The 20,723-nt window shown below is 73.9% G+C and carries 23 protein-coding genes; 13 read left to right on the forward strand and 10 right to left on the reverse strand.

What is annotated here, in order from left to right; all coding sequences use genetic code 11:
* The first annotated feature begins 52 nt into the window (after nucleotides 1-52).
* The 3 genes from QBL21_RS34060 (at nucleotide 53) to QBL21_RS34070 (ending at nucleotide 2,680) form a co-directional block, all read left to right on the forward strand.
* Nucleotides 53-415, forward strand: coding sequence for an ArsR/SmtB family transcription factor (locus QBL21_RS34060; RefSeq protein WP_407566069.1), 363 nt, complete (start codon nucleotides 53-55; stop codon nucleotides 413-415).
* A 93-nt stretch (nucleotides 416-508) separates the two neighbouring features.
* Entirely contained in the window at nucleotides 509-1,825 is a 1,317-nt protein-coding gene (locus QBL21_RS34065) for an MFS transporter (protein ID WP_407566657.1), read from the forward strand.
* 81 nt (nucleotides 1,826-1,906) lie between these two features.
* Nucleotides 1,907-2,680, forward strand: a complete 774-nt coding sequence (locus QBL21_RS34070; protein ID WP_407566070.1) for a hypothetical protein — start codon at nucleotides 1,907-1,909, stop codon at nucleotides 2,678-2,680.
* 6 nt (nucleotides 2,681-2,686) lie between these two features.
* Here QBL21_RS34070 and QBL21_RS34075 read toward each other — a convergent pair whose 3' ends face one another.
* Together QBL21_RS34075 and QBL21_RS34080 are read right to left on the reverse strand one after the other, a co-directional pair.
* Nucleotides 2,687-4,009: an FAD-binding oxidoreductase gene (locus QBL21_RS34075; RefSeq protein WP_407566071.1), complete on the reverse strand. Its 1,323-nt coding sequence runs from the start codon at nucleotides 4,007-4,009 to the stop codon at nucleotides 2,687-2,689.
* Nucleotides 4,010-4,261: 252 nt separating this feature from the next.
* Nucleotides 4,262-4,771 carry a hypothetical protein gene (locus QBL21_RS34080; RefSeq protein WP_407566072.1) on the reverse strand — a complete coding sequence of 170 codons (510 nt, stop codon included), beginning with the start codon at nucleotides 4,769-4,771 and terminating at the stop codon, nucleotides 4,262-4,264.
* 222 nt (nucleotides 4,772-4,993) lie between these two features.
* Between QBL21_RS34080 and QBL21_RS34085 the strand changes: the two genes are divergently transcribed.
* Nucleotides 4,994-5,872, forward strand: a complete 879-nt coding sequence (locus QBL21_RS34085; protein WP_407566073.1) for a hypothetical protein — start codon at nucleotides 4,994-4,996, stop codon at nucleotides 5,870-5,872.
* Between the two features lie 24 nt (nucleotides 5,873-5,896).
* On the opposite strand, the gene QBL21_RS34090 is transcribed toward QBL21_RS34085, so the two are convergent.
* The 3 genes from QBL21_RS34090 to QBL21_RS34100 all read right to left on the reverse strand — a co-directional run bounded on the left by QBL21_RS34090 (nucleotide 5,897) and on the right by QBL21_RS34100 (nucleotide 8,289).
* The gene (locus QBL21_RS34090; protein ID WP_407566074.1) at nucleotides 5,897-7,066 is read right to left on the reverse strand and encodes a Cmx/CmrA family chloramphenicol efflux MFS transporter; all 1,170 of its coding nucleotides are present in this window, start codon (nucleotides 7,064-7,066) and stop codon (nucleotides 5,897-5,899) included.
* A 279-nt stretch (nucleotides 7,067-7,345) separates the two neighbouring features.
* A complete protein-coding gene (gene crcB, locus QBL21_RS34095) occupies nucleotides 7,346-7,720 on the reverse strand; it encodes a fluoride efflux transporter CrcB (RefSeq protein ID WP_407566075.1) in 375 nt (124 codons plus the stop codon).
* Nucleotides 7,717-8,289, reverse strand: a complete 573-nt coding sequence (locus tag QBL21_RS34100; protein WP_407566076.1) for a fluoride efflux transporter FluC — start codon at nucleotides 8,287-8,289, stop codon at nucleotides 7,717-7,719. The genes crcB and QBL21_RS34100 overlap by 4 nt, the downstream gene beginning before the upstream one ends.
* Nucleotides 8,290-8,721: 432 nt before the next feature.
* Here QBL21_RS34100 and kdpF point away from each other — a divergent pair, with 432 nt between their 5' ends.
* From kdpF to QBL21_RS34130, 6 genes are all read left to right on the forward strand, one after another.
* A complete protein-coding gene (kdpF, locus tag QBL21_RS34105) occupies nucleotides 8,722-8,811 on the forward strand; it encodes a K(+)-transporting ATPase subunit F (RefSeq protein ID WP_018836529.1) in 90 nt (29 codons plus the stop codon).
* A 9-nt stretch (nucleotides 8,812-8,820) separates the two neighbouring features.
* Nucleotides 8,821-10,485, forward strand: coding sequence for a potassium-transporting ATPase subunit KdpA (kdpA, locus tag QBL21_RS34110; RefSeq protein WP_407566077.1), 1,665 nt, complete (start codon nucleotides 8,821-8,823; stop codon nucleotides 10,483-10,485).
* On the forward strand, nucleotides 10,482-12,590 hold the full coding sequence (kdpB, locus tag QBL21_RS34115) for a potassium-transporting ATPase subunit KdpB (RefSeq protein ID WP_407566078.1): 2,109 nt from the start codon (nucleotides 10,482-10,484) through the stop codon (nucleotides 12,588-12,590). The genes kdpA and kdpB overlap by 4 nt, the downstream gene beginning before the upstream one ends.
* A 9-nt stretch (nucleotides 12,591-12,599) precedes the next feature.
* A complete protein-coding gene (kdpC, locus tag QBL21_RS34120; protein ID WP_407566079.1) occupies nucleotides 12,600-13,211 on the forward strand; it encodes a potassium-transporting ATPase subunit KdpC in 612 nt (203 codons plus the stop codon).
* A 117-nt stretch (nucleotides 13,212-13,328) separates the two neighbouring features.
* A complete protein-coding gene (locus QBL21_RS34125; RefSeq protein WP_407566080.1) occupies nucleotides 13,329-14,642 on the forward strand; it encodes an AAA family ATPase in 1,314 nt (437 codons plus the stop codon).
* The gene (locus tag QBL21_RS34130) at nucleotides 14,639-15,538 is read left to right on the forward strand and encodes a hypothetical protein (RefSeq protein WP_407566081.1); all 900 of its coding nucleotides are present in this window, start codon (nucleotides 14,639-14,641) and stop codon (nucleotides 15,536-15,538) included. The genes QBL21_RS34125 and QBL21_RS34130 overlap by 4 nt, the downstream gene beginning before the upstream one ends.
* 247 nt (nucleotides 15,539-15,785) lie before the next feature.
* On the opposite strand, the gene QBL21_RS34135 is transcribed toward QBL21_RS34130, so the two are convergent.
* Both QBL21_RS34135 and QBL21_RS34140 read right to left on the reverse strand, forming a co-directional pair.
* Complete coding sequence (locus tag QBL21_RS34135) at nucleotides 15,786-15,908, reverse strand: hypothetical protein (protein WP_407566082.1); 123 nt, start codon at nucleotides 15,906-15,908, stop codon at nucleotides 15,786-15,788.
* Nucleotides 15,909-16,009: 101 nt separating this feature from the next.
* Nucleotides 16,010-16,516 carry a hypothetical protein gene (locus QBL21_RS34140; RefSeq protein WP_407566083.1) on the reverse strand — a complete coding sequence of 169 codons (507 nt, stop codon included), beginning with the start codon at nucleotides 16,514-16,516 and terminating at the stop codon, nucleotides 16,010-16,012.
* Between the two features lie 422 nt (nucleotides 16,517-16,938).
* Here QBL21_RS34140 and QBL21_RS34145 point away from each other — a divergent pair, with 422 nt between their 5' ends.
* A complete protein-coding gene (locus QBL21_RS34145) occupies nucleotides 16,939-17,301 on the forward strand; it encodes a hypothetical protein (RefSeq protein WP_407566084.1) in 363 nt (120 codons plus the stop codon).
* Here the strand turns inward: QBL21_RS34145 and QBL21_RS34150 are convergent.
* On the reverse strand, nucleotides 17,237-17,485 hold the full coding sequence (locus QBL21_RS34150; RefSeq protein ID WP_407566085.1) for a DUF397 domain-containing protein: 249 nt from the start codon (nucleotides 17,483-17,485) through the stop codon (nucleotides 17,237-17,239). The genes QBL21_RS34145 and QBL21_RS34150 overlap by 65 nt on opposite strands.
* Complete coding sequence (locus QBL21_RS34155) at nucleotides 17,400-17,786, reverse strand: Uma2 family endonuclease (protein ID WP_407566086.1); 387 nt, start codon at nucleotides 17,784-17,786, stop codon at nucleotides 17,400-17,402. Before QBL21_RS34155 ends, QBL21_RS34150 begins: the two co-directional genes overlap by 86 nt.
* Nucleotides 17,787-17,818: 32 nt before the next feature.
* Here QBL21_RS34155 and QBL21_RS34160 point away from each other — a divergent pair, with 32 nt between their 5' ends.
* The gene (locus QBL21_RS34160; protein WP_407566087.1) at nucleotides 17,819-18,577 is read left to right on the forward strand and encodes a metallophosphoesterase; all 759 of its coding nucleotides are present in this window, start codon (nucleotides 17,819-17,821) and stop codon (nucleotides 18,575-18,577) included.
* A 33-nt stretch (nucleotides 18,578-18,610) separates the two neighbouring features.
* A complete protein-coding gene (locus QBL21_RS34165; RefSeq protein WP_407566088.1) occupies nucleotides 18,611-19,354 on the forward strand; it encodes a Clp protease N-terminal domain-containing protein in 744 nt (247 codons plus the stop codon).
* Between the two features lie 4 nt (nucleotides 19,355-19,358).
* On the opposite strand, the gene QBL21_RS34170 is transcribed toward QBL21_RS34165, so the two are convergent.
* Nucleotides 19,359-20,663, reverse strand: coding sequence for an MFS transporter (locus QBL21_RS34170; protein ID WP_407566089.1), 1,305 nt, complete (start codon nucleotides 20,661-20,663; stop codon nucleotides 19,359-19,361).
* Nucleotides 20,664-20,723 lie beyond the last annotated feature (60 nt).

A 20,723-nucleotide genomic window follows, 5' to 3' on the forward strand; every position in this document is an offset into this window, starting at 1 on the left:
ACCGCCGGACGCACCACCCGCCGCCCGCCTCGCACGGCCATACGATGGGCGCATGCCGGAGCGCGACACCGCCCCCACCCCCGCCGTCCACCGTCACGAGTGGACCCCCGACCGGGAGCAGCTCGAAGCCGCGAGCACGGTGTTCGCGCTGCTCGCCGACGCGACGCGGCTGCACCTGCTGTGGCTGCTCGCCGAGGGCGAGGCCGACGTCACCGAGCTGGCCAACGCCAGCGGCGCCGCCCGGCCGGCCGTCAGCCAGCATCTGGCCAAGCTGCGCCTCGCCCACCTGGTGCACTCCAGGAAGGAAGGCCGCCGCGTCGTGTACTCGCTGCGCGACGGGCACCTGCGCGGCCTCGTCGTCGAGGCGCTCAACCACGCCGATCACCTCATGACCGGCGAGCCCTGGCACTCCTGAGCCGGGTCCCACCGCGTCGGGAATAGCGCCCGGGCCCTCCTCCCTTTAACGTGTGCGTATATGCGCACACGAGCAAGGGAAGAGGTCAGTGCCATGTTCCCCGTACTCCGCAACCGCACCTACAGACACCTCTTCGCCGCCCAGGCCATCGCCCTCCTCGGCACCGGCCTCGCCACGGTCGCGCTCGGCCTCCTCGCGTACGACCTCGCCGGCGGCAACGCCTCCGCCGTGCTCGGCACCGCCCTGGCCGTCAAGATGGTCGCCTACGTCGGCATCGCCCCCGTCGTCGGTGCCCTCGCCGACCGCATCCCGCGCCGCGCGCTGCTGGTCGCCGCCGACCTCGTGCGCGGCGCCGTCGCGCTCGCGCTGCCGTTCGTGACCGAGGTCTGGCAGATCTATGTGCTGATCTTCCTGCTCCAGTCCGCCTCCGCCGCGTTCACCCCGACCTTCCAGGCGACCATCCCCGAGGTGCTGCCCGCCGAGCGCGACTACACCCGGGCGCTGTCGCTGTCGCGGCTGGCGTACGACATGGAGAGCCTGTTCAGCCCCGTGCTCGCCGCCGGGCTGCTGACGCTGATCACCTACGACCGGCTCTTCCTCGGCACCGCCGCCGGCTTCGCCGCCTCCGCCGCGCTCGTCGTCTCCGTGGCGCTGCCGAAGCCGACGCCCGGCGACACCCGCGGCGGGAGCGGTGGAAGCAGCGCGAGGGGCGGGGCGTTCGGCAAGGCCGCGTACGGCATGAGGCTCTTCGGCTCCGCGCCGCAGCTCCGCGCCCTGCTGGCCCTCAACCTGGCGGTGGCGGCGGCCGGCGCGATGGTGGTCGTGAACACCGTTGTCCTGGTACGGGACCACTTCGCCCGCTCGGTCGGCGACGTCTCGCTCGCCCTCGGCGCCTTCGGCGCCGGGTCGATGGCCGTCGCGCTGGCGCTCCCCCGGGTGCTGGAGCGGGTCGGCGACCGGGCGGTGATGCTCCCGGCGGCGTTCGTGCCCGCGCCGGTGCTCGCCGCCGTCGGGGCGGGCCTGGCGGCGGGCGTACGGGCCTGGCCGGCGCTGCTCGCCGCGTGGGCCGTCCTCGGGGCGGCGACCTCGGCGATGGTGACGCCGACGGGGCGGCTGATCCGCGGCGCGGTGCCGGGGAAGGCGGACCTGCCGGCGGCGTTCGCGGCGCAGTTCTCGCTGTCGCACGTCGCGTGGTTGCTGACGTATCCGCTGGCCGGCTATCTGGCGGCGCGGGCGGGGACGGCCGCGGCGGCGGGCGCGCTGGCGGTCATCGGACTCGGGGCGGCGGTGGCGGCGGTGCTGCTGTGGCGGCCGGCGGGCTCGGGGCGTACGGGCGGGGCGGCGGCCGGCGCGTACCGGCCGGCCCGCGGCGCGCGGTGGACCCGGGAGCGTACGACCACCGCGGCGTAAAGCCCAGATACCCCCTGGGGGTATATCTGCTACGCTCGCCACCGACAGGCCGCACCGGACTCGAAAGGCAGGACACCCGCCATGAACACCCCGCACCACCACGACGCCCACGCCCACCACGGACAGCACGAGCAGCACGGTCCCGCCGGTCTGGACAGCTCCCAGGACGGCTACACCCTCGCGCTGGAAACCGTCGCGCTCCCCGCGGGCACCGACTCCGACCTGCGCTTCCGCCTCCTCGGCACCGACGGCCGCCCCGTCGCCGACCTCACGCCCATCCACGACAAGCTCGTCCACCTGATCGTCGTACGCCGCGACCTCACCCGCTACGTCCACGTCCACCCCGCCGTCGCCGACGACGGCACCTGGTCCGTCCGCGTCCGCCTGCCCGAGGCCGGCGCCTACCGCGTCTTCGCCGACTTCGCCCCCGCCGCGCTCGGCCGCACCCTCACCCTCGGCGCCGACCTCGGGGCCGGCGACGGCGACGGCCCCGCGCGCGAACTCCCCGGGCCCGCGCCCGCCTTCGCCGTGGACGGCCGCGAGGTGACGCTCACCGGGGAGCCGGCCGCGGGCGAGCGGCGGCGGCTGGAGTTCGCGGTCGCCCGCGACGGGCGGCCGGTCACCGACCTCCAGCCCTACCTCGCCGCGTACGGGCACCTCGTGGCGCTGCGCCTCGAAGACCTCGCGTACGTCCACGTCCACCCGGACGGCTCCCCCGGCGACGGCACGACCGAGCCCGGGCCCGTCGTGGCGTTCCACGCGCAGGTGCCGGGCCCGGGGACGTACCGGCTGTTCCTCGACTTCAAGCACGAGGACGCCGTGCGCACCGCGGAGTTCACCGCGGTGGTGAAGTGACGGCGGTCAGCCCTTGTCGACGGGGAAGTTGCTGCGGAAGACCCCCTGCGGGTCGCGGGCCCGCTTGACGGCCCGCAGGCGGGCCAGGCTCTCGGCGCCGAAGGTGTCGGAGGCGCGCTCGCCGGCACTGAGGAACGTGTACGGCTTGTGCCCCGCGACGTACGCACCGAGGGCCTCCAGCAGCGCGCCCCGGCGGACCGGGATGCCGGCGGCGACCTCGGGGGAGAAGGGCACGCCGAAGAAGTACAGGACGTACGGCTCGGTCAGCGGCCCGTGCGGCGAGTCCGAGGGGCGGGCCAGCGCGCCGCCCACGTGCCGGAGCTGGACGCCGAGCAGCGGGTCGATCGGCTCCGCGAGCAGCGCGTCCACCACGGTGTCGTCCAGCGCGGTGAGCAGCTCGCCGCGGATGAGGCCGGGGCTCGGGTCGGTGGGCTCCTTGGTGATGGAACCCAGCTCGTGGACGGGCAGCACGGCGCGGGTGTCGTCGATCCGGTCCTCGACGGCGTCGAACGGGCGCAGCAGCGCGGGCGCGGCCTCGCCGGCGCCCTCGCCGAGGTACGTGGTGTGGACGGCGACCACCGGTTCGGCGCCGGGGACGCTCAGCAGCCCGGCCCAGACCGTCAGCTCGTCGGGCGCGGCGGCGGTCACCTCGCGGTAGACGTCGAGCACCTGCCGGGCCCGCGCCGCCGGCCACACCATCTGCCCGCCGTACAGGGCGGGCGCGGGGTGCAGCCGGAACTCGGTCGCGGTGACCAGCGCATAGTCGCCACCGCCGCCGCGCAGCGCCCAGAACAGCTCGGGGTCGGACTCGGCGGTCACCCGGGCCGCCTCGCCGTCCGCGTCGACGACCTCGAAGGCGGTCACGGAGTCGGCCGCCCAGCCGTGCGCGCGGCTGAACCAGCTCACGCCGCCGCCCAGCGTGTAGCCCGTCACGGAGACGACGGGCGAGCTGCCGGGCAGCCCGGTCAGCCCGTGCCGGGACGCCTCTTCCTGTACGCGCCCCCACTTCACCCCGGCCCCGACCCGGGCGATACGCGCCGCGGGGTCGACGCGCACCTCGTCCAGCAGCCGGGTACGCAGCAGCACGGCGCCCTCCACGTCGCCCGAGGCGCCGTGCCCCCCGGGCTGCGCGGCAACGGCGACACCGGCCCGCCGCGCATAGCGGACCAGCGCGGCGACATCGTCGGCGTCGGCCGCCTCCACCACGGCCGCGGCGGAGGGCTGCGGCACGGCGCGGTTCCACGGCTGGGTGGCCGGCTCGAAGCCGTCGTCGCCGGGCAGCAGCACCCGGCCCCGGACGGCGGAGCGGAGGTCGTCAAGCTTGCTCATCTCGGATCCTTACGGAAGTCGTCAACAAACGGTTCGGATTCGAGCATCGCGCGCGGGTCGGACATCGGGGGTCAGCGGGGCGCTCGTGGCGGGAGAAACCCACGGGACGTATGGGGCAACGGGGACACCGACCACGACCCGCGGAGCGCAGCGACCCAAGGGCCTCGGGACACGAACCTCGGGACTCGGGGCTTGGGGCTTGGGGCTTGGGGCTTGGGACTCGTACGGATCGACGCCCTGCCGTCCCTCCCGCTAGAACCCCGCGGCCGGCTCCGCCAGTTGCCCGCGGGCGTACGCGAACGCCGCCTCCGCGTCCAGCCGCCCCGCGTCCACCGGCACCACCCGCCACGGCGTACGCGCCAGCACCCGGCGGGTCAGCTCCGTCTCGGCCCGCAGGTGCGCCGCCGCCGACTCCAGGTCCGCCACGACACCCGCGACCGTGTCCTCGTCGTGGCCCCACGCCACGAGGGACGGCACGAACGGCAGCAGCGCGTCCGTCACCAGGACGTCCGTCCCGGCGGCGACCGCCTCAGCGACGTACGCCCGCATGCACGCGACCAGCGTCCCCGGCCGTACGGCACCCGCCCCGTCCGCGAACTCCTCGGCCACCGGGCGGAACGCCTCCCGCGTGAGGATGTCGGCCTCCTCGAAGTGGTCGACCTCCGCGCCGCCTTCGCGGCGCGCCGCGGCGAGGCCGCGGCAGAGGGTGGACTTGCCGACCCCGGGGCTGTTCCCGATCACGGACACGAGCTGAACCGTCATCGCCGCAGTCTCGCAGTCCCCCCGGGAAGCGCGGGTTCCGGGGCGGCCGTGGGTGCCATGTCCGGACGAAGGGTGGTCTGCGCCCGGACCCGCCATGTGAGATAGGTCTCACCGCCGCACTCCTTATGGGGATTCTTCGTGCTCCGCGGGATTCCGGCGCTGGCACATTGTTCCGGCGTCGAGCACCCCTCCCCCCAAGGCGACGGAAGGGACGGCAGGACAGTGACGACGATCTACTGCCCGCGTTGCGACAGCCGGCACGACGCGGCGGGAGCACCGTGGTGCGCTCCGCCGCGGAGCGTTCCCGAGGTCTACGGGACGCTGAGCGCGGCGGCGCTGCAACTGCCCGCGGGGGCGTCGGACGGGCCTGCGCCCGGGGACCTGGAGCTGTTCGCGGACCGCGACCGGTCGCCGTACGCGGCCGAGGACGCCGGGGACCCCGCGGACGTGCCGGAAGCCGGGCACCCGGCGGACGCCGGGGGCGGCGGCGGCGTGGGGGCCGAACTGGTGCCCGTACGGCCCCGGTCGCGGCACCGGCGCTACAAGCGGCGGAGCCGGCGCCTGGCCGGGCTGGCGGCGGCGGGGATGACCGTGCTGTCCGGCGGGCTGCTCGCCGCGAACGCCATGGGCGGCGGCGGAGGCGCCCGTACGGACAACGCCGCGGAACGGGCCGACACCCCGGTGCAGCCGCTCCCCTCCGAGGAGCCCGGCGACGGCACCGGCGGCCCCACCCCGGACGGCGACCGGCCCTCGGGCGCGGCGACGCCGGACGAGGCGGAGCCCACGCAGCCGCGGACCCCGCCGTCGAAGGCGGCCCGCGGCGCGGACCGGCCGTCGGAGAGCGCGGCGCCGACGACGGACGACCCGGCACCGTCGACCACCACCCCGGCGGAGGGCCGCGTCACGGCACCGGACTCCACGGAGTCCGGCTCGTCGTCCCCGTCCACCGGCACCCCGACGCCCACCCCGAGCGAAGAGGGCGGCAGCGGCGACGGCGGCTCGGGCGGCGGCTCCGGCTCCGGCAACGGCGGCGGCTCGGACGACGACTCCGACCGCGGCGGCATCGACCTCGACCTCCCCCTCCTCCCCGACCTCCTCTGACGACACCGGCGCCACCGCCCGGCGTCACCCCGCGCCGCTCCGCGCCGCCGCGAACACCCCGCGGAACGGCACCGCGACGACCAGCGCCGCCAGGACGAGCAGCCCGCTGGCCCAGAGCGGCCCGCGGTTCCCGCCGACGCCGATGGCCCCCGCGGCGACGAGCGGACCCGCCACGGCGCCGACGTTGAGCGCCGCCGTGGCGTACGCCCCGGCCATCGTCGGCGCCCCGGCGGCCTCGTAGAGCACACGCGTGATCAGTGTGCTGCCCACCGCGAACGACAGCGCCCCCAGCACGCACACGAGCCCCAGCAGTGCCACCGGGTACCCGGCGAGCAGCGCCAGCGCCGGCCAGCCGGCGAGCAGCAGCGGCCCGCCGGCCGCGACGACCTGCCAGGGCCGCCGGTCGGCGAGCCGGCCCGCGAGGGTGACGCCCGCGAAAGAACCCGCCCCGAAGAGCACCAGCGCGACGGAGATCCACGGCTTGGCCAGCCCCGCGGTGTCGGTCACCAGCGGGGCCAGGAACGTGAAGCTGCCGAAGGTCGCCGCGTTCACCAGCGCGCCGAGCAGCATGACGAGGACCAGCCGCGGGCTCCCGAGCCGGGCGATCTCCGCCCGCAGCGCCGGCCCGTCGGCCCCGCCCGGCCGTCCCCGGCGCGCGGGGATCCCCGCGAGGATGCCGAGGGCCGCGGGCAGGCAGAGGACGGCGACCGCCCAGAACGTGGCCCGCCAGCCGAACGCCGCGCCCAGCAGCGAGCCGCCCGGGACCCCGGCGACCGTGGCCACCGTCGTGCCGGAGAGCAGGACGGCCAGCGCGCGCCCCTTCCGGTCGGGCGGGACGAGGCCGGCGGCGGTGGTCAGCGCGACGGCGAGGAAGCCCGCGTTCGCGAGCGCGGCCACGACGCGGGTCGCGAAGAGCACCGCGAAGCTCGGGGTGAGGGCGCCCACGACATGCGCGGCAGAGAAGACGAGGACGAACCCGAGGAGCGTGCCGCGGCCCGGCCAGTTGCGGGCGAGCGCGGCCACGAGCGGGGCGCCCACGACCATGCCGATCGCGAACGCCGAGGTGAGGCTGCCGGCCGTACCGACGGAGACGTCGAGGTCGGCGGCGATGTCCGGCAGCAGGCCGGCGAGCATGAACTCCGAGGTGCCCATGGCGAAGACGACCAGGGCAAGGAGATAGAGCGGGAAGGGCATCGAGAGGCTCCGAGGCGAGGAGAAGCACGGAAGGGAGGCGTCTCGATCACCGCGGTCAGCGCCCGGCGGCGCGCGCGTCCGGCCCCGCTGCGCGGCGGGGCGGGAGGCTGCGGACTAGCGGTCCAGGGGGCTGACGGCGTGACCGAAAGCCCCCGCCCTGTCCGACTCGGGGCTCGACATGACGCGCACGCTACCCGACGGATCGCCGCGGAAGCACACGGGTTTCCCGTACGCACCGTTCGGTACGCCCCACACCCCCCGCCCCGCAGGCGCGAGCCCTCACCCCCAAGCCGCCTCCCCCACCGCCGCGCCCAGGAACGCCGCGCCCAGGCCCACCGCCAGGCTCGCCCCCACGTACGCCGCCGCGCACCGCCCCCGCCCCGTCTCGGCCAGCCGCAGCGTCTCGTACGAGAACGTCGAGTACGTCGTCAGCGCCCCGCACAGCCCCGTGCCCAGCAGCAGTCGCACCGGCTCCGAGGCGGCGCCGGCCAGCGTCGCGCCCGTGAGGGTGCCGAGGATCAGGCAGCCGGCGACGTTGACGGCGAGCGTGCCCCAGGGGAACGGCGAGCCGTGGCGCAACTGCACCGCCCGGTCCGCGACGTACCGCAGGGGCGCCCCGACCATCCCCCCGGCGACGACGAGCAGCCAGTTCACGCGCCCCCCTCCCCCTCACCCGCCGCCGAAGCCGCCGACGCCCCGCCCCCGCCCCCGCCGGACGACGGCGGCCGCCGCACCGCGCGCCGCGTCGCGGCCTGCGCCGCCGTGACCGCGGCCAGCGCCGCGGCCAGGGTCAGCGCCAGGTACGCGAGGCCCGCCCCCGCCCGGCCCTCCTCCGCCACGAGCCGCTGCACGTCCACCGCGTACGTCGAGAACGTCGTGAACCCGCCGAGCACCCCGGCGCCCAGGAACGGCCGCACCAGCCGGTGCGCCGTCCGCGCCTCCGTGATCAGGACCATCAGCACGCCGATCGCCGCGCACCCGGCGGCGTTGACCGCCAGCGTCGTCCACGGGAAGGCCGCCGGCTCCGTGGGCCACAGCAGCCCCGCGCCGTAGCGCGCCGCGGAGCCGAGGCCGCCGCCGAGGGCGACCATCGCGACCGGGGCGCCCTGTCCGCGCCACCGGTGGTCGGGCGGCGCGGGGAGCGCCACCTCGACGTCGGGGTCGACCGGTTCGGCCGGGTGTGCCCGGCCGGCGGGCTCCCCGGGCTGCGGGACCTGTGCCATCGCGTACCTCGCCCACTCGCCGCGGCGCGCGGCAGCGCGCGCCTTCCGTCGCAAGCAGGGACCGTTGGCGGCATCCGGCGCCGCGGTTCGGGTACGGCGGGCCCCACCGCCGCAGGGAGGGCACACCCGTCATCCGGGGGGCCGTCTCCGTAAGCCCCAGGCTACCCGCCGCGCGCGCCCCTCACCTGCGTATGAATCCCGTCAACGCCGCCCCCCGCCTCGTCAGGGGCCCGTCAACACCCGTCACATCCGCCCCGCCCCGGGGTTTCCCTGGACGTGTCCGTTCGATCCGACACCAGACCGACAACGACACCGACACCGACCCGACACCGACACCGTCTAGGAGCACCCGATGGCCGACGCGGCCTTCGTCGTCACCACCCTCGCGGTCTTCGCGCTGGTGGCGCTCATCGCCCGAGGGGTGGCCAAGCTGTGACCGCCGACAACGTGGTGGGCCTCATCGTGGCCGTCGCCCTGCTGGGCTACCTCGTCCTCGCCCTCGTCTTCCCCGAGAGGTTCTGAGGTCCCGGCATGAGCCCGATACTCGCTGACGTGCTCCAGGTGTCGGCGCTGGTCGTCGCCCTCGCGCTCGTCCACCGCCCCCTCGGCGACCACATGGCCGGGGTCTACGCCGGGAAGAAGCACCTGCGCGTCGAGCGCTGGATCTACCGCGCGATCGGCGCCGACCCCGACGCCGAGATGCGCTGGCCCGCGTACCTGCGTGCCGTGCTCGCGTTCTCGCTGGCCGGAGTCCTCTTCCTCTACCTGCTCCAGCGGCTCCAGGACAGGCTGCCGCTCTCCCTCGGCTTCGCGGCGATCAGCCCCGACCAGGCGTTCAACACCGCCGCGTCGTTCGTCGCGAACACCAACTGGCAGTCGTACCCGGGCGAGTCGGCGATGGGCCACCTCACCCAGACCGGCGGCCTGGCCGTGCAGAACTTCGTCTCGGCCGCCGTCGGCATGGCCGTCGCGGTCACGCTGATCCGCGGCTTCGCCCGCTCCCGCACCGGCGACCTGGGCAACTTCTGGGCGGACCTGGTGCGCGGCACGGTACGCATCCTGCTGCCGATGGCCGCCGTGGCGGCCGTGCTGCTGGTCGCGTGCGGCGCGATCCAGAACTTCTCCGGCACGCAGTCCGTGACGACCGTGACCGGGCAGACCCAGCACCTCACCGGCGGGGCCGTCGCCTCCCAGGAGGCCGTCAAGGAGCTGGGCACCAACGGCGGCGGCTTCTACAACGCCAACTCCGCCCACCCCTTCGAGAACCCCGACGGCCTCTCCAACCTCCTGGAGATCTTCCTCCTCACCGTCATCCCGTTCGCCATGCCGCGCACCTTCGGCAAGATGGTCGGCAGCGTCCGCCAGGGCTACGCCGTCGTGGCCGCGATGGCCGGCATCTGGCTGGCCGGCGTGGTCGCCGTGACCTGGCTGGAGGCCGCGCACCCGGGCACCGCCGCGCAGTTGGCGGGCGGCGCGATGGAGGGCAAGGAGCAGCGGCTCGGCGAGGGCGCGTCGTCGCTGTTCGCGGTCTCCACGACGATGACGTCGACGGGCGCGGTCAACGCCTTCCACGACTCCTTCGGCGGACTGTCGGGCGGCGTGCTGCTGTTCGGGATGATGATCGGCGAGATCGCGCCCGGCGGCGTCGGCTCCGGGCTGTACGGAATGCTGGTCATGGCGATCGTCGCGGTGTTCGTCGCCGGGCTGATGGTGGGCCGTACGCCCGAGTACCTGGGCAAGAAGATCGGGCCGCGCGAGATGAAGCTCGCGGCCTGCTACATCCTCGTCACCCCCGCGCTGGTGCTGACCGGCACGGCGCTGGCGATGGGCACGGGCAACGGCGAGTCGTCGATGACGAACACCGGCCCGCACGGCTTCTCCGAGGTCCTCTACGCCTACACCTCCGCCTCCCACAACAACGGCAGCGCCTTCGCGGGCTTCTCGGCGAACACCGGGTTCCACAACACCGCGCTCGGCCTGTGCATGCTGCTCGGCCGGTTCCTGCCGATGGTGTTCGTGCTGGCGCTGGCCGGCTCGCTCGCCCGGCAGCGGCCCGTGCCGGCGTCGGCCGGGACGCTCCGTACCGACAAGCCGCTGTTCACCGGCGTCCTGGTGGCCTGCATCGCCATCGTCGCCGGGCTCACCTTCTTCCCGTCGCTCGCACTCGGACCGCTCGCCGAAGGACTGGCCGCATGAGCATCCAGACCCACACCCCCGCCCCCGCGCCGCACGATCAGGCCGCGGATCCCGTACGGCACGAGCCCGGACCCCGGGTCGCCGGCGGGCTCTTCGACCCGGGACAGCTCGTCCGTTCCGTACCCGAGGCGCTGCGCAAGCTCGATCCGCGGACGCTGGTGAAGTCGCCGGTGATGTTCGTGGTCGAGATCGGCTCGGTGCTCACCACGGTCCTCGCGGTCACCGACCCCGGCGACGGGTTCGGCTGGGTCATCGCCGGGTGGCTCTGGCTCACCGTGCTCTTCGCCAACCTGGCGGAGGCCGTCGCCGAGGGCCGCGGCAAGGCGCAGGCCGACACCCTGCGCAGGGCGAAGACGGACACGGTCGCCCGCCGCCGTACCGCGCACGGTGAGGAGCGGGTCCCGGGCACCGACCTGCGCGTCGGCGACCTCGTCGTCTGCGAGGCCGGCGACGTCATACCCGGCGACGGCGACGTGGTCGAAGGCGTCGCCTCCGTCGACGAGTCCGCGATCACCGGCGAGTCGGCCCCCGTGATCAGGGAGTCGGGCGGCGACCGCTCCGCGGTCACCGGCGGCACCAGGGTGCTGTCGGACCGCGTCGTCGTACGGATCACCGCCAGACCCGGCGAGACGTTCATCGACCGGATGATCGCGCTGGTCGAGGGCGCGGCGCGGCAGAAGACGCCGAACGAGATCGCGCTGAACATCCTGCTCGCCTCGCTCACGGTCGTCTTCCTCCTCGCCGTCGTCACGCTCCAGCCGTTCGCGGTCTACGCGGGCGCCGAGCAGTCCCTCGTCGTGCTCGCCGCGCTGCTCGTCTGCCTGATCCCCACCACCATCGGCGCGCTGCTGTCCGCGATCGGCATCGCGGGCATGGACCGGCTGGTGCAGCGCAACGTGCTCGCGATGTCCGGCCGCGCCGTCGAGGCCGCCGGCGACGTGTCCACGCTGCTGCTGGACAAGACCGGCACCATCACCCTCGGCAACCGGCAGGCGCACGAGTTCGTGCCCGCGCCCGGCACCACCGAGGCGGAACTCGCCGACGCCGCGCGGTTGTCGTCGCTCGCCGACGAGACCCCGGAGGGCCGCTCGATCGTCGTCCTCGCCACGTCCCGCTACGGGCTGCGCGAGCGCGGCCCCGGCGAACTGGCGGGGGCCGACCGGGTGCCGTTCACCGCGCAGACCCGCATGTCGGGCGTGGACACCGGCGGCCGGCAGGTCCGCAAGGGCGCGGCCGGGGCGGTCGCGGCGTGGGTACGGGACCGGGGCGGCGACGTCCCCGACGCCGTACGGGACGCGGCCGACTCCGTCGCCGAGTCCGGCGGCACCCCGCTGCTCGTCGCCGTCGCCGACGCCCGCGGCGCGCGGGTCCTCGGCGTCGTCCACCTCAAGGACGTCGTCAAGGAGGGCATGCGCGAACGCTTCGCGGAGCTGCGCCGGATGGGCATCAGGACCGTCATGATCACCGGCGACAACACGAAGACGGCCCGGGCCATCGCCGCCGAGGCGGGCGTGGACGACTTCCTCGCCGAGGCCACGCCCGAGGACAAGATGGCCCTGATCAAGCGCGAACAGGCCGGCGGCAAGCTCGTCGCGATGACCGGCGACGGCACCAACGACGCCCCGGCGCTCGCCCAGGCCGACGTCGGCGTCGCCATGAACACCGGCACCTCCGCCGCCAAGGAGGCCGGGAACATGGTCGACCTGGACTCCGACCCCACCAAGCTCATCGAGATCGTGGAGATCGGCAAGCAGCTCCTCATCACCCGGGGCGCGCTGACGACGTTCTCCATCGCCAACGACGTCGCGAAGTACTTCGCGATCATCCCCGCGATGTTCGCCGCCGCCTACCCGAGCCTGGACAGGCTCAACATCATGCAGTTGTCCTCGCCGGAGTCGGCGATCCTCTCGGCGGTCGTCTTCAACGCGCTGGTCATCGTGGCGCTCGTACCGCTCGCCCTGCGGGGCGTGCGGTACCGGCCGGTCAGCGCCGACCGGATGCTCCGCCGCAACATCGGGGTCTACGGCTTCGGCGGGCTGGTGGCCCCGTTCGCCGGCATCAAGCTGATCGACCTCGTCGTCTCGCTCATCCCCGGAATCGGCTGAGGACCCCCGATGAACTCTTCCGCACACACCACCGCACGGCTGCTCTTCAGCGCGCTGCGCGCGCTGCTCGTCCTCACCGTGGTCACCGGCGTGATCTATCCCTTGGTGATCACAGGGATCGCGCAGGGCGCGTTCTCCGACGAGGCGAACGGCTCGAAGGTCGCATTCGAAGGCCGTGACGCGGGCTCGAAGCTGATCGGCCAGAGCTGGAACATCGAGGGCACGGACGAACCCGACCCCCGCTGGTTCCAGCCCCGCCCCTCCCACAGCGGCTACGACCCGCTGGCCACCGGCCCCTCCAACCTCGGCGCCTCCGACGCCACCCTGGTCAGGACGGTGAAGGAGGCACGCGAGCAGGTCGCCGCCTTCAACGACGTGCCGGTCGCGGACGTCCCCAAGGACGCCGTCACCGGCTCGGGTTCGGCGATCGACCCGCACATCTCCCCGGCGTACGCGGAGATCCAGGTCGACCGGGTCGCACGGGAGAACGGTCTGTCCGAACGCCAGGTGGAGAACCTGGTGAACGCCCACAAGGAGGGCCGCGACCTGGGCTTCCTGGGCAACGACCGGGTCAACGTCCTGGAACTGAACCTCGCGCTGGACCGCCTGTCGGCCCGCTGACCCGATCGAACCGGGAAGACCGGGGAGACCGGGGAGAAGAGTCCTCCGCGGCGGGCCGGAGGAGTGAACGGCCCCGGCACCGGGAGGGGTCCCGGCGCGGCCCGCCAGAATTCCGGTATGCGTGAGACCAGCAGGGCGGAAGTCCGCCTGATCGCAGACGCCGTGGCGAGCGAGACCATCATGCGCTACGCCGACGTCCTCGCCAGATCCCCGTACGCCCAGCAGACGATGGAGACGACGGCGCAGCGGGTGGCCACGGAGACAGCCCACGCCATCGCCGACGAGCGCGTCGCGCACGCCGAGGAGATCGTCCGGGCCGCCGAGGCGGCGGCCGGGGCCACGGCGACCCGGACGGCGGAACGGGTCGCCGAGGCGACGGCCGCGGGCCTCGCCGCCGAGTCGTCGGCCAAGGCGCTGGCAGAGGCGCGCGACGCGGCGGGGGAGGTCCTGGGCAAGGCCCGCGGGGAGCTGGACGACGTGCTGGGCAAGGCCCAGGGGGAGCTGGACGAGGCGCTGGGCAACGCCCGGACCGAGATGGCGGAGTCACGGACGGAGATGATGCGGTCCGCCTCGGCGTTCGCCCGGAAGGAGGCGGCCCGCGCGGTCGCCGAGGCCGTCGCCGAGGCGCCGCACGTCGTGGACGTCAGGGTCGGAAAAGCCGCCGACCCGGTCCGCGTCAGTGGACACACCCACGCCCTGCTGCCGGACGTGCTGCTCGCGCTCGGCGCCGGCTGCCACGTGCTGCTGGTGGGCCCGGCCGGCACCGGGAAGTCGATGATGGCGCAGCAGGCGGCGGAGGCGTTCGGGCGGGAGTTCCACGCCCTCTCCCTCGGGCCGACGACGCCGATGAGCAAGATCTTCGGCTACTACGACGCGCACGGCCACTACCACGACACGCCGTTCCGCCGCGCCTTCGAGCACGGCGGCCTGATGCTGCTCGACGAGCTGGACAGCGGCCACCCGGGGCTGCTGGCGGAGCTGAACCAGGCCCTGTCCATCCGGTCCTGCGCCTTCGCCGACGGCATGGTCGACGCGCACCCGGAGTTCCGCCTGATCGCCACCGGGAACACTTACGGCACCGGCGGCGACCGGCAGTACGTGGGCCGGCAGGCGCTGGACGCGGCGACGCTGGACCGGTACGTCGTCATCGACGTGCCGGTGGACGAGGACCTGGAGGAGCGCGTCGCGCTCGCGTACGCGCCCTCGCGGACGGCGGACGCCCGGCGGGTGATCGAGAACGTGCGGGAGCTGCGCGCCACGGCGGCCGAGAAGCGGCTGCCGGTGATGTTCTCGCCCCGCGCCAGCATCGACGCGGCCCGGCTGCTGGAGGCGGGGGCGAGCGTCGAGCAGGCCGTCCGGTGGCGGGTGGTGCGCGGCATGTCGGCGGCCCACCGCGCGGCCCTGGGGCTGGACGAGGACGCCGGGACGTGAGCCGGCGGCACCCGGGGCCGGAGGACACCGACCACGCCCTGCCTCCGATGTGGTCCTGGCAGGAGTTCGTGGACGCCGCCCGCGCGCCGGACACCATCGACGACGGGGACGGCCGGCATGCCGGGGGCGACTGGCCGGGCGCGACGTGGAGTGAGGCGCTGCGCCTTGCCGAGGACGGCTGGACCACCGTGCTGCCCGACGTGGACGCCGAGGTGGCCCAGTTGCGCGAGCGGATCGGCGACGAGGTGCTGACGACCGCCCTGGTGCCGGCGTGGGACGTCACCGGCAGCGAGGTCGACATCGGCGCCTACCTGAGCGGCGAGCCGGAGTGCATGGTGGACGCGGTGCCGCAGCGGATCTCCGCCCGGGGCCGCGTGGTGACGTTCCTCGTCCCGGCCGGGTACGTGAACACCACCCCGCACTCGGCCATCCACCACCGCGGGGTGGCGCTGTCCGCCCTGTGCTCCTCGATCATCGCGGCGGGCCACAGCGTCGAGATCTGGTCCGGCTTCACCCCGTACGTCGGCGACACGGACCGGTTCGCGGCGGTGGCGCGGGTGATCTCGGCCGCGGAACCGCTGGACATGGGGCGGCTGATGTTCGTCATGGCGCACCCGGCGATGTTGCGCCGCCTGTGGTTCGCGGCATGGGACAGCGCCCCGCACGCGGTGGCCCGCCGCATGCGCGACACCTCGTACGGGGGCGGGCCGTACGACTGTTACGCGGAGGACCTGCCCGGGGGCATCGTGGAGCCGTACGTCCTGTCGTACCTGTCGCCGGAGGACTCGCAGTGGGAGACGGTGGACACCGCGCTGGCGTGGTGCTGGGAGATGTTCACCAGCCTGGGCCTGCTGCGTGCCGGGCGGGCGCCGGAGAACGCGCCGGGGCCGGCGTAGTCCGGGCCGACCGGGTAAGGAGAACGGCCTGTCCGAGCCCCAGGTGGGGAAACTGCTGAACGCCCACAAGGAGGGCCGCGACCTGGGCTCCTGCGCAACGAAAAGGTCGACGTCCTGGAACCGAACCCGGCGCCGACCCGCCCGGCGACCCGCTGACCCCGGGGCGTCCCGGCGCAACAACCCCCGGTGCCCGGTCGCCGCCGCCCCACGGCGGCAAGGGCCATGACCGCGCATGTGTCGAGGACGATCAAACGGCGGTGCCCCGGACGCGGGCCTTCTCGGCGGCCATCTCGGAAATGTCGCCGGGGACGTCGGGGGCCTGGTCGAACTCCTCGCCGCTCAGGTCGACACCGATCAGACGGCGCGTCACCGTGGCCCAGGAGCAGTGACGGTCCCGTGTAGGGGTTGCCCTTCTGCCAGGAGGCGAGATCGCCAAGCTCGTGCTTGAGGTGGTCGACCAGCAGATCCTCGTCACCGTTCCGCGCGTTGAGGGCGTCGGCCGAGGCGAGCACGGAGTCGGTGTCGGCCGTATCGACGGTTGCGCCCACTGATGACCTGGACCGGACACAGCGTCGTGCGGTCATAGGCCGGCCGGTAGGCGAGGACCAGGGGCCCGGTGAGCAGCAGATGCGGGCAGACGATCTCCGGCTGCGTGAAGACGGCGACACGTTGTCCGGCAGCCAGCGCAAGGACCTGGCCCCGGGCGACGGTGTGCACGCCGAGGGGGTTCAATGCCCGGCCGTCCAGAGCGTCGGGGCGCTCGTGGCGGGGCCGCGCGTAGACCTCCAGCCGGGCGGGCTCGGTACCGACAGGGGCGATCAGGCAGTGCGCCGCGGCGCTGACCAGAATCCCGGGCGGCCCCTCCCTGCACGCGGCCCTCAAGGTGAGGAACCATCCGGCTTCCCGCACGACGGTCAAGCCCCCGCCGGCCGCACCCGGCACACCGCCCTGCGGCACGCTGCACACGTCGTCCAGCAACCGCCGCACGTGCCGTGCAGCCCATCCGGAGGCTGCCGGAAGGCCCATTCGAATCGCTTGGACGTCCGCCGCACGACCACGGGAGTTGTCCCGCCGGCGTACGCCTCAAGGATGACCCGCCGCCGTGTCCTCCGCGAGGACGGCCGGATGTCGTTGCCGCGGCCGACGCGCCGTGGCACGGCCCGACCCTATGTTCGCGGGGAACAGCACGGCATGAGCCCTTGCGACCCCCAGGGCGGACGATTCCCCCGACCCACGTGATCGAACTGGCAGGTGTGGCCAGGCGCTACGAGCGCCTGCACACCCCGTCACCGGGCCGGACGAGCCGACCGAGGGCTCGGTGACCTCACCGTCGCCGACGGCATCCAGCTTTCCGGCCGAGCCAGCCGAACGGCCTGACCGCAAACAAGGAGAAACCCCTGATGGACAACCTCAAGAAGATGGCGACGTGGACAGGAATTGTCCTTACCGGCTTGTTCGGCGTTGTGCTGCTCGGCGCCGGCAAGGTGGCATCAGGAACTCTACTGTTCGCTACCACTTTTCTCATGGTTCTCACGGTCGGGCGACCCAGGCCGCCCCGCTGGGCCCGCGTCGGACTGATCTGTGCCGTATTCGGGTTTGTGATATGGAATATATCCACCACCGATCTTCCGAATTCCCATAACGAGATGGCGATGAGTTGCTCCAATGAACATGCCGATACCTACACGTCAACTGGATTCACGTTCCTGGACCAGGTGACGTATATCTTTGGCAGCTATCTATCTCAAGCTGCGGCTTCCTGAAACTCAAGTGGGGAACTGTCCGCCCCTTGACGGCCTCGACGAACGACGACCAGGCGGCCGTGTCGAAGATGGGCGCGGGGCCGTGCGGGTCTTGGGAATCACGGACCGGAAGTGCTGCCGTAGGGGTGGGAACGTACGGCCCGGTACTCGCCGTCCTCGGGCTCGCTGTGGATGACGGTCTCACAGGTCGTACGGTCGATGAGCAGCCAGACCGGAAGGCCCGCCTCTGCATAGGCAAGCGGCTTCTCCACGGGGTCGCAGGTATCCGCGTCCTGATCGTAGGAGGTGACCTCGACCACCAGGAGGCCACCGCCGGGGTCCACCCCCTGCTCGACGTGCAGATCCAGCTCCGGCCGGACCTGAAAGCACCGGCGCGGCAACCACACGATGATTGCGCCGTGGTCGCCGTCGGGCCACCGGCCCCCGACTGGCCGTTCACCGCCGCCGTGTCCGGCCCGTAGCGTCGCCGCCACGGGCGCCGGCACCGACGTCGGCGTACCGGGGAGGGAGCCAGACCATGGCCGTGATCGCGCACCTCAGTGACGTCCACATCGACGACGAGCGCAGCGTCCGCCGCACCCGCGCGGTGGCGGACTACCTGGAGAACCTGCCGTACGACCTGGACCTTGTCCTGGTCACCGGCGACATCGCCGACCACGGCACCCCCGAGGAGTACGCGACGGCCCGCGGCCTGCTCGCCTCCCGGCACCCGGTGCTGGTCTGCCCCGGCAACCACGACGACCGCGCGGAGTTCCGGCGCGGGCTGCTCGGGCAGCCGGGGTCGGCGGAGCCGGTGGACCAGGTGCACCGGGGGGCGGGGTTCACGGTGATCGCGTGCGACTCGTCGGTGCCGGGGAAGCCGGAGGGGTGGCTCGGCGACGGGACGCTGGCGTGGCTGGAGGAGGAGTTGGGGCGGGCGCCGGAGGGCGAGCCCGTGCTCGTCGCGTTCCACCACCCGCCGGTGACGCTGCACATCCCGTACGTCGACGGGATCCGGCAGTTCGACGAGGGGCGCCTCGCGGAGCTGGCCGGCCGGCACCCCCGGCTGACCGCCTTCCTCGCCGGGCACGCGCACACCGCCGCCGCCACCACCTTCGCCGGCCGGCCGCTGCTCGTCGCGCCCGGCGTCGTCAACACCGTCCGGCTGCCCTGGGAGCACCGGGCGCACGCGGACGACCACGTGCATCTCGACCAGCCGCCGGCCCTGGCGTTCCACGTCCTGGACGAGGACGGCCGGCTGACCACCCACTACCGCGTGGTGTCAACCGAAGGTTGACGCAGGGGAGGGTGTCAACCTAGGGTTGTCACCATGACCGAACCCGAACGCACGGCGAATCCCGTACGCCTCGACGACCTGATCGCGGCGATCAAGAAGGTCCACCCCGACGTCCTCGACCAGCTCACCGACGCCGTCGTCGCCGCGGACCACCTCGGCGAGGTGGCCGACCACCTCATCGGCCACTTCGTCGACCAGGCCCGGCGCTCCGGCGCCTCCTGGACGGACATCGGCAAGAGCATGGGCGTCACCCGGCAGGCGGCCCAGAAGCGGTTCGTGACCAAGGGCTCGGAAGGGGGCGTCACGCTCGACCCGAGCGAGGGCTTCGCCCGCTTCACGCCCCGCGCCAAGAACGTCGTGATGGCGTCCCAGAACGAGGCGCGCGCCGCGGGCAACACCGAGATCGGCCCCGCCCACCTCGTCCTCGGCCTGCTCGCCGAGCCCGACGCCGTCGGCGGGGCGGCCATCAAGGCGCAGGACATCCTGCTGGACGCCGTACGGCAGGAGGCCGCCGCGGCGCTGCCGCCGGCCACCGGCGGCACGGTGCCGGAGCTGGTCCCGTACAACGCGGAGGGGAAGAAGGCGCTGGAACTGACCTTCCGCGAGGCGCTGCGGCTGGGCCACAACTACATCGGTACGGAGCACATCCTGCTGGCGCTGCTGGAGCAGGAGAACGGCGACGGCGTGCTCTCCCGGCTCGGCGTCGACCGCGCGGCGACGGAGGCGCACATCGCCGCGGCGCTGGCGCCGTTGCAGCAGGGCGGGGGCGGCGGGTAGCCCGTCACCGCACGGGCGCGTGCCGGGGCGCGGGTTCGTCGCGGGGCGCGGGTTCGTCCCGTACGGCCGGCGCCCCGGGCTCCGCCGCCGTTCCCGTGCCCACCCGCTCCCGCCTCGCGCCCACCCGCTCCGCCACCCACAGCAGCACCGTCCCGGCCGCCAGCACCGCGCCCAGCGCACAGACCGCCGGCCAGCCGCCCCGCGTCCAGACCACCGACGTCAGCGCGGAGCCGACCGCGCCGCCGGCGAAGAAGCTCGTCATGAAGGCGGAGTTGATGCGGTTGCGGGCGTCGGGGCGGATGGCGTACACGACCGCCTGGTTGCTGTTGAGCACCGCCTGCTGCGCGACGTTGAGGCCGACGATCCCGACGACGAGCCACACCAGCGACTCGCCCGCCACCCCCAGCAGCACCCACGAGCCGGTCAGCAGCAGCACGCCCGCGCCGGTCACCGCCTGCACGTGGCCGCGGTCGTTCAGCCGCCCCGCGAACGTCATCGTCACCACGCCCAGCGCCCCGACGAGTCCGAACAGCCCGATCGCCGACTCCGACCAGCCGTACGGCGGCCGGGCCAGCAGGAACGTCAGCGCCGTCAACTGCACGCTGTACGAGGCCAGCGACAGCGCCCCGAGCGCGGACCGCCGCCGCAGCACCGGCTCCTCGCGCAGCAGCGCGACGGTGGAGCGCAGCAGCGCGGGGTAGGACATGCCGGCGCCGGCCGCGGGCAGGCGGGGCAGGTGGCGGTGGAGGAGGACGGCCATGCCGGCCATGAGCAGGGCGTTGACCCAGTAGATCGTGCGCCAGCCGCCGAGTTCGGACAGGGCACCGGAGGCGGTACGGGCCAGCAGCCCGCCGAGCAGGATGCCGGACATCACGACGCCGACGACCCGCCCCCGCTCCTCCGGCGCCGCGAGCCCGGCCGCGTACGGGACGACTACCTGCGCGCCGACGGACGCCAGCGCGGTCAGGACCGTACCGGCGAGCAGCACGGGGCCGTTGGGCGCGGCGGCGGTGAGCGCGAGGAACGCGGCGGTGGCGACGAACAGGCCCACGGACAGCCGCCGCCGGTCGGTCACGTCGCCGAGGGGGACGAGGAGTATCAGGCCCAGCGCGTAGCCGGTCTGCGCGGCGGTGACGACGAGCGCGGCGAGCGTGCTGCCGACGTGCAGGTCGCGGCCGATGAGGTCGAGGAGGGGCTGGGCGAAGTAGTTGCCCGCCACGGACAGGCCGGTGGCGGTCGCCATGAGCAGCAGCAGTCCGCGCCCCAGGGTGCCGGGCTGCTCGCGCGGGGAAACCGAGTCCGTTGTCATGCAGCCAGGCTCCGCCCACCGGCATCGATGAGTCCAACACATAGTTGTCATCTGATCCAT

The organism is Streptomyces sp. 184, from assembly GCF_045781775.1.
In the GTDB taxonomy this organism is placed as follows: Bacteria; Actinomycetota; Actinomycetes; order Streptomycetales; family Streptomycetaceae; genus Streptomyces.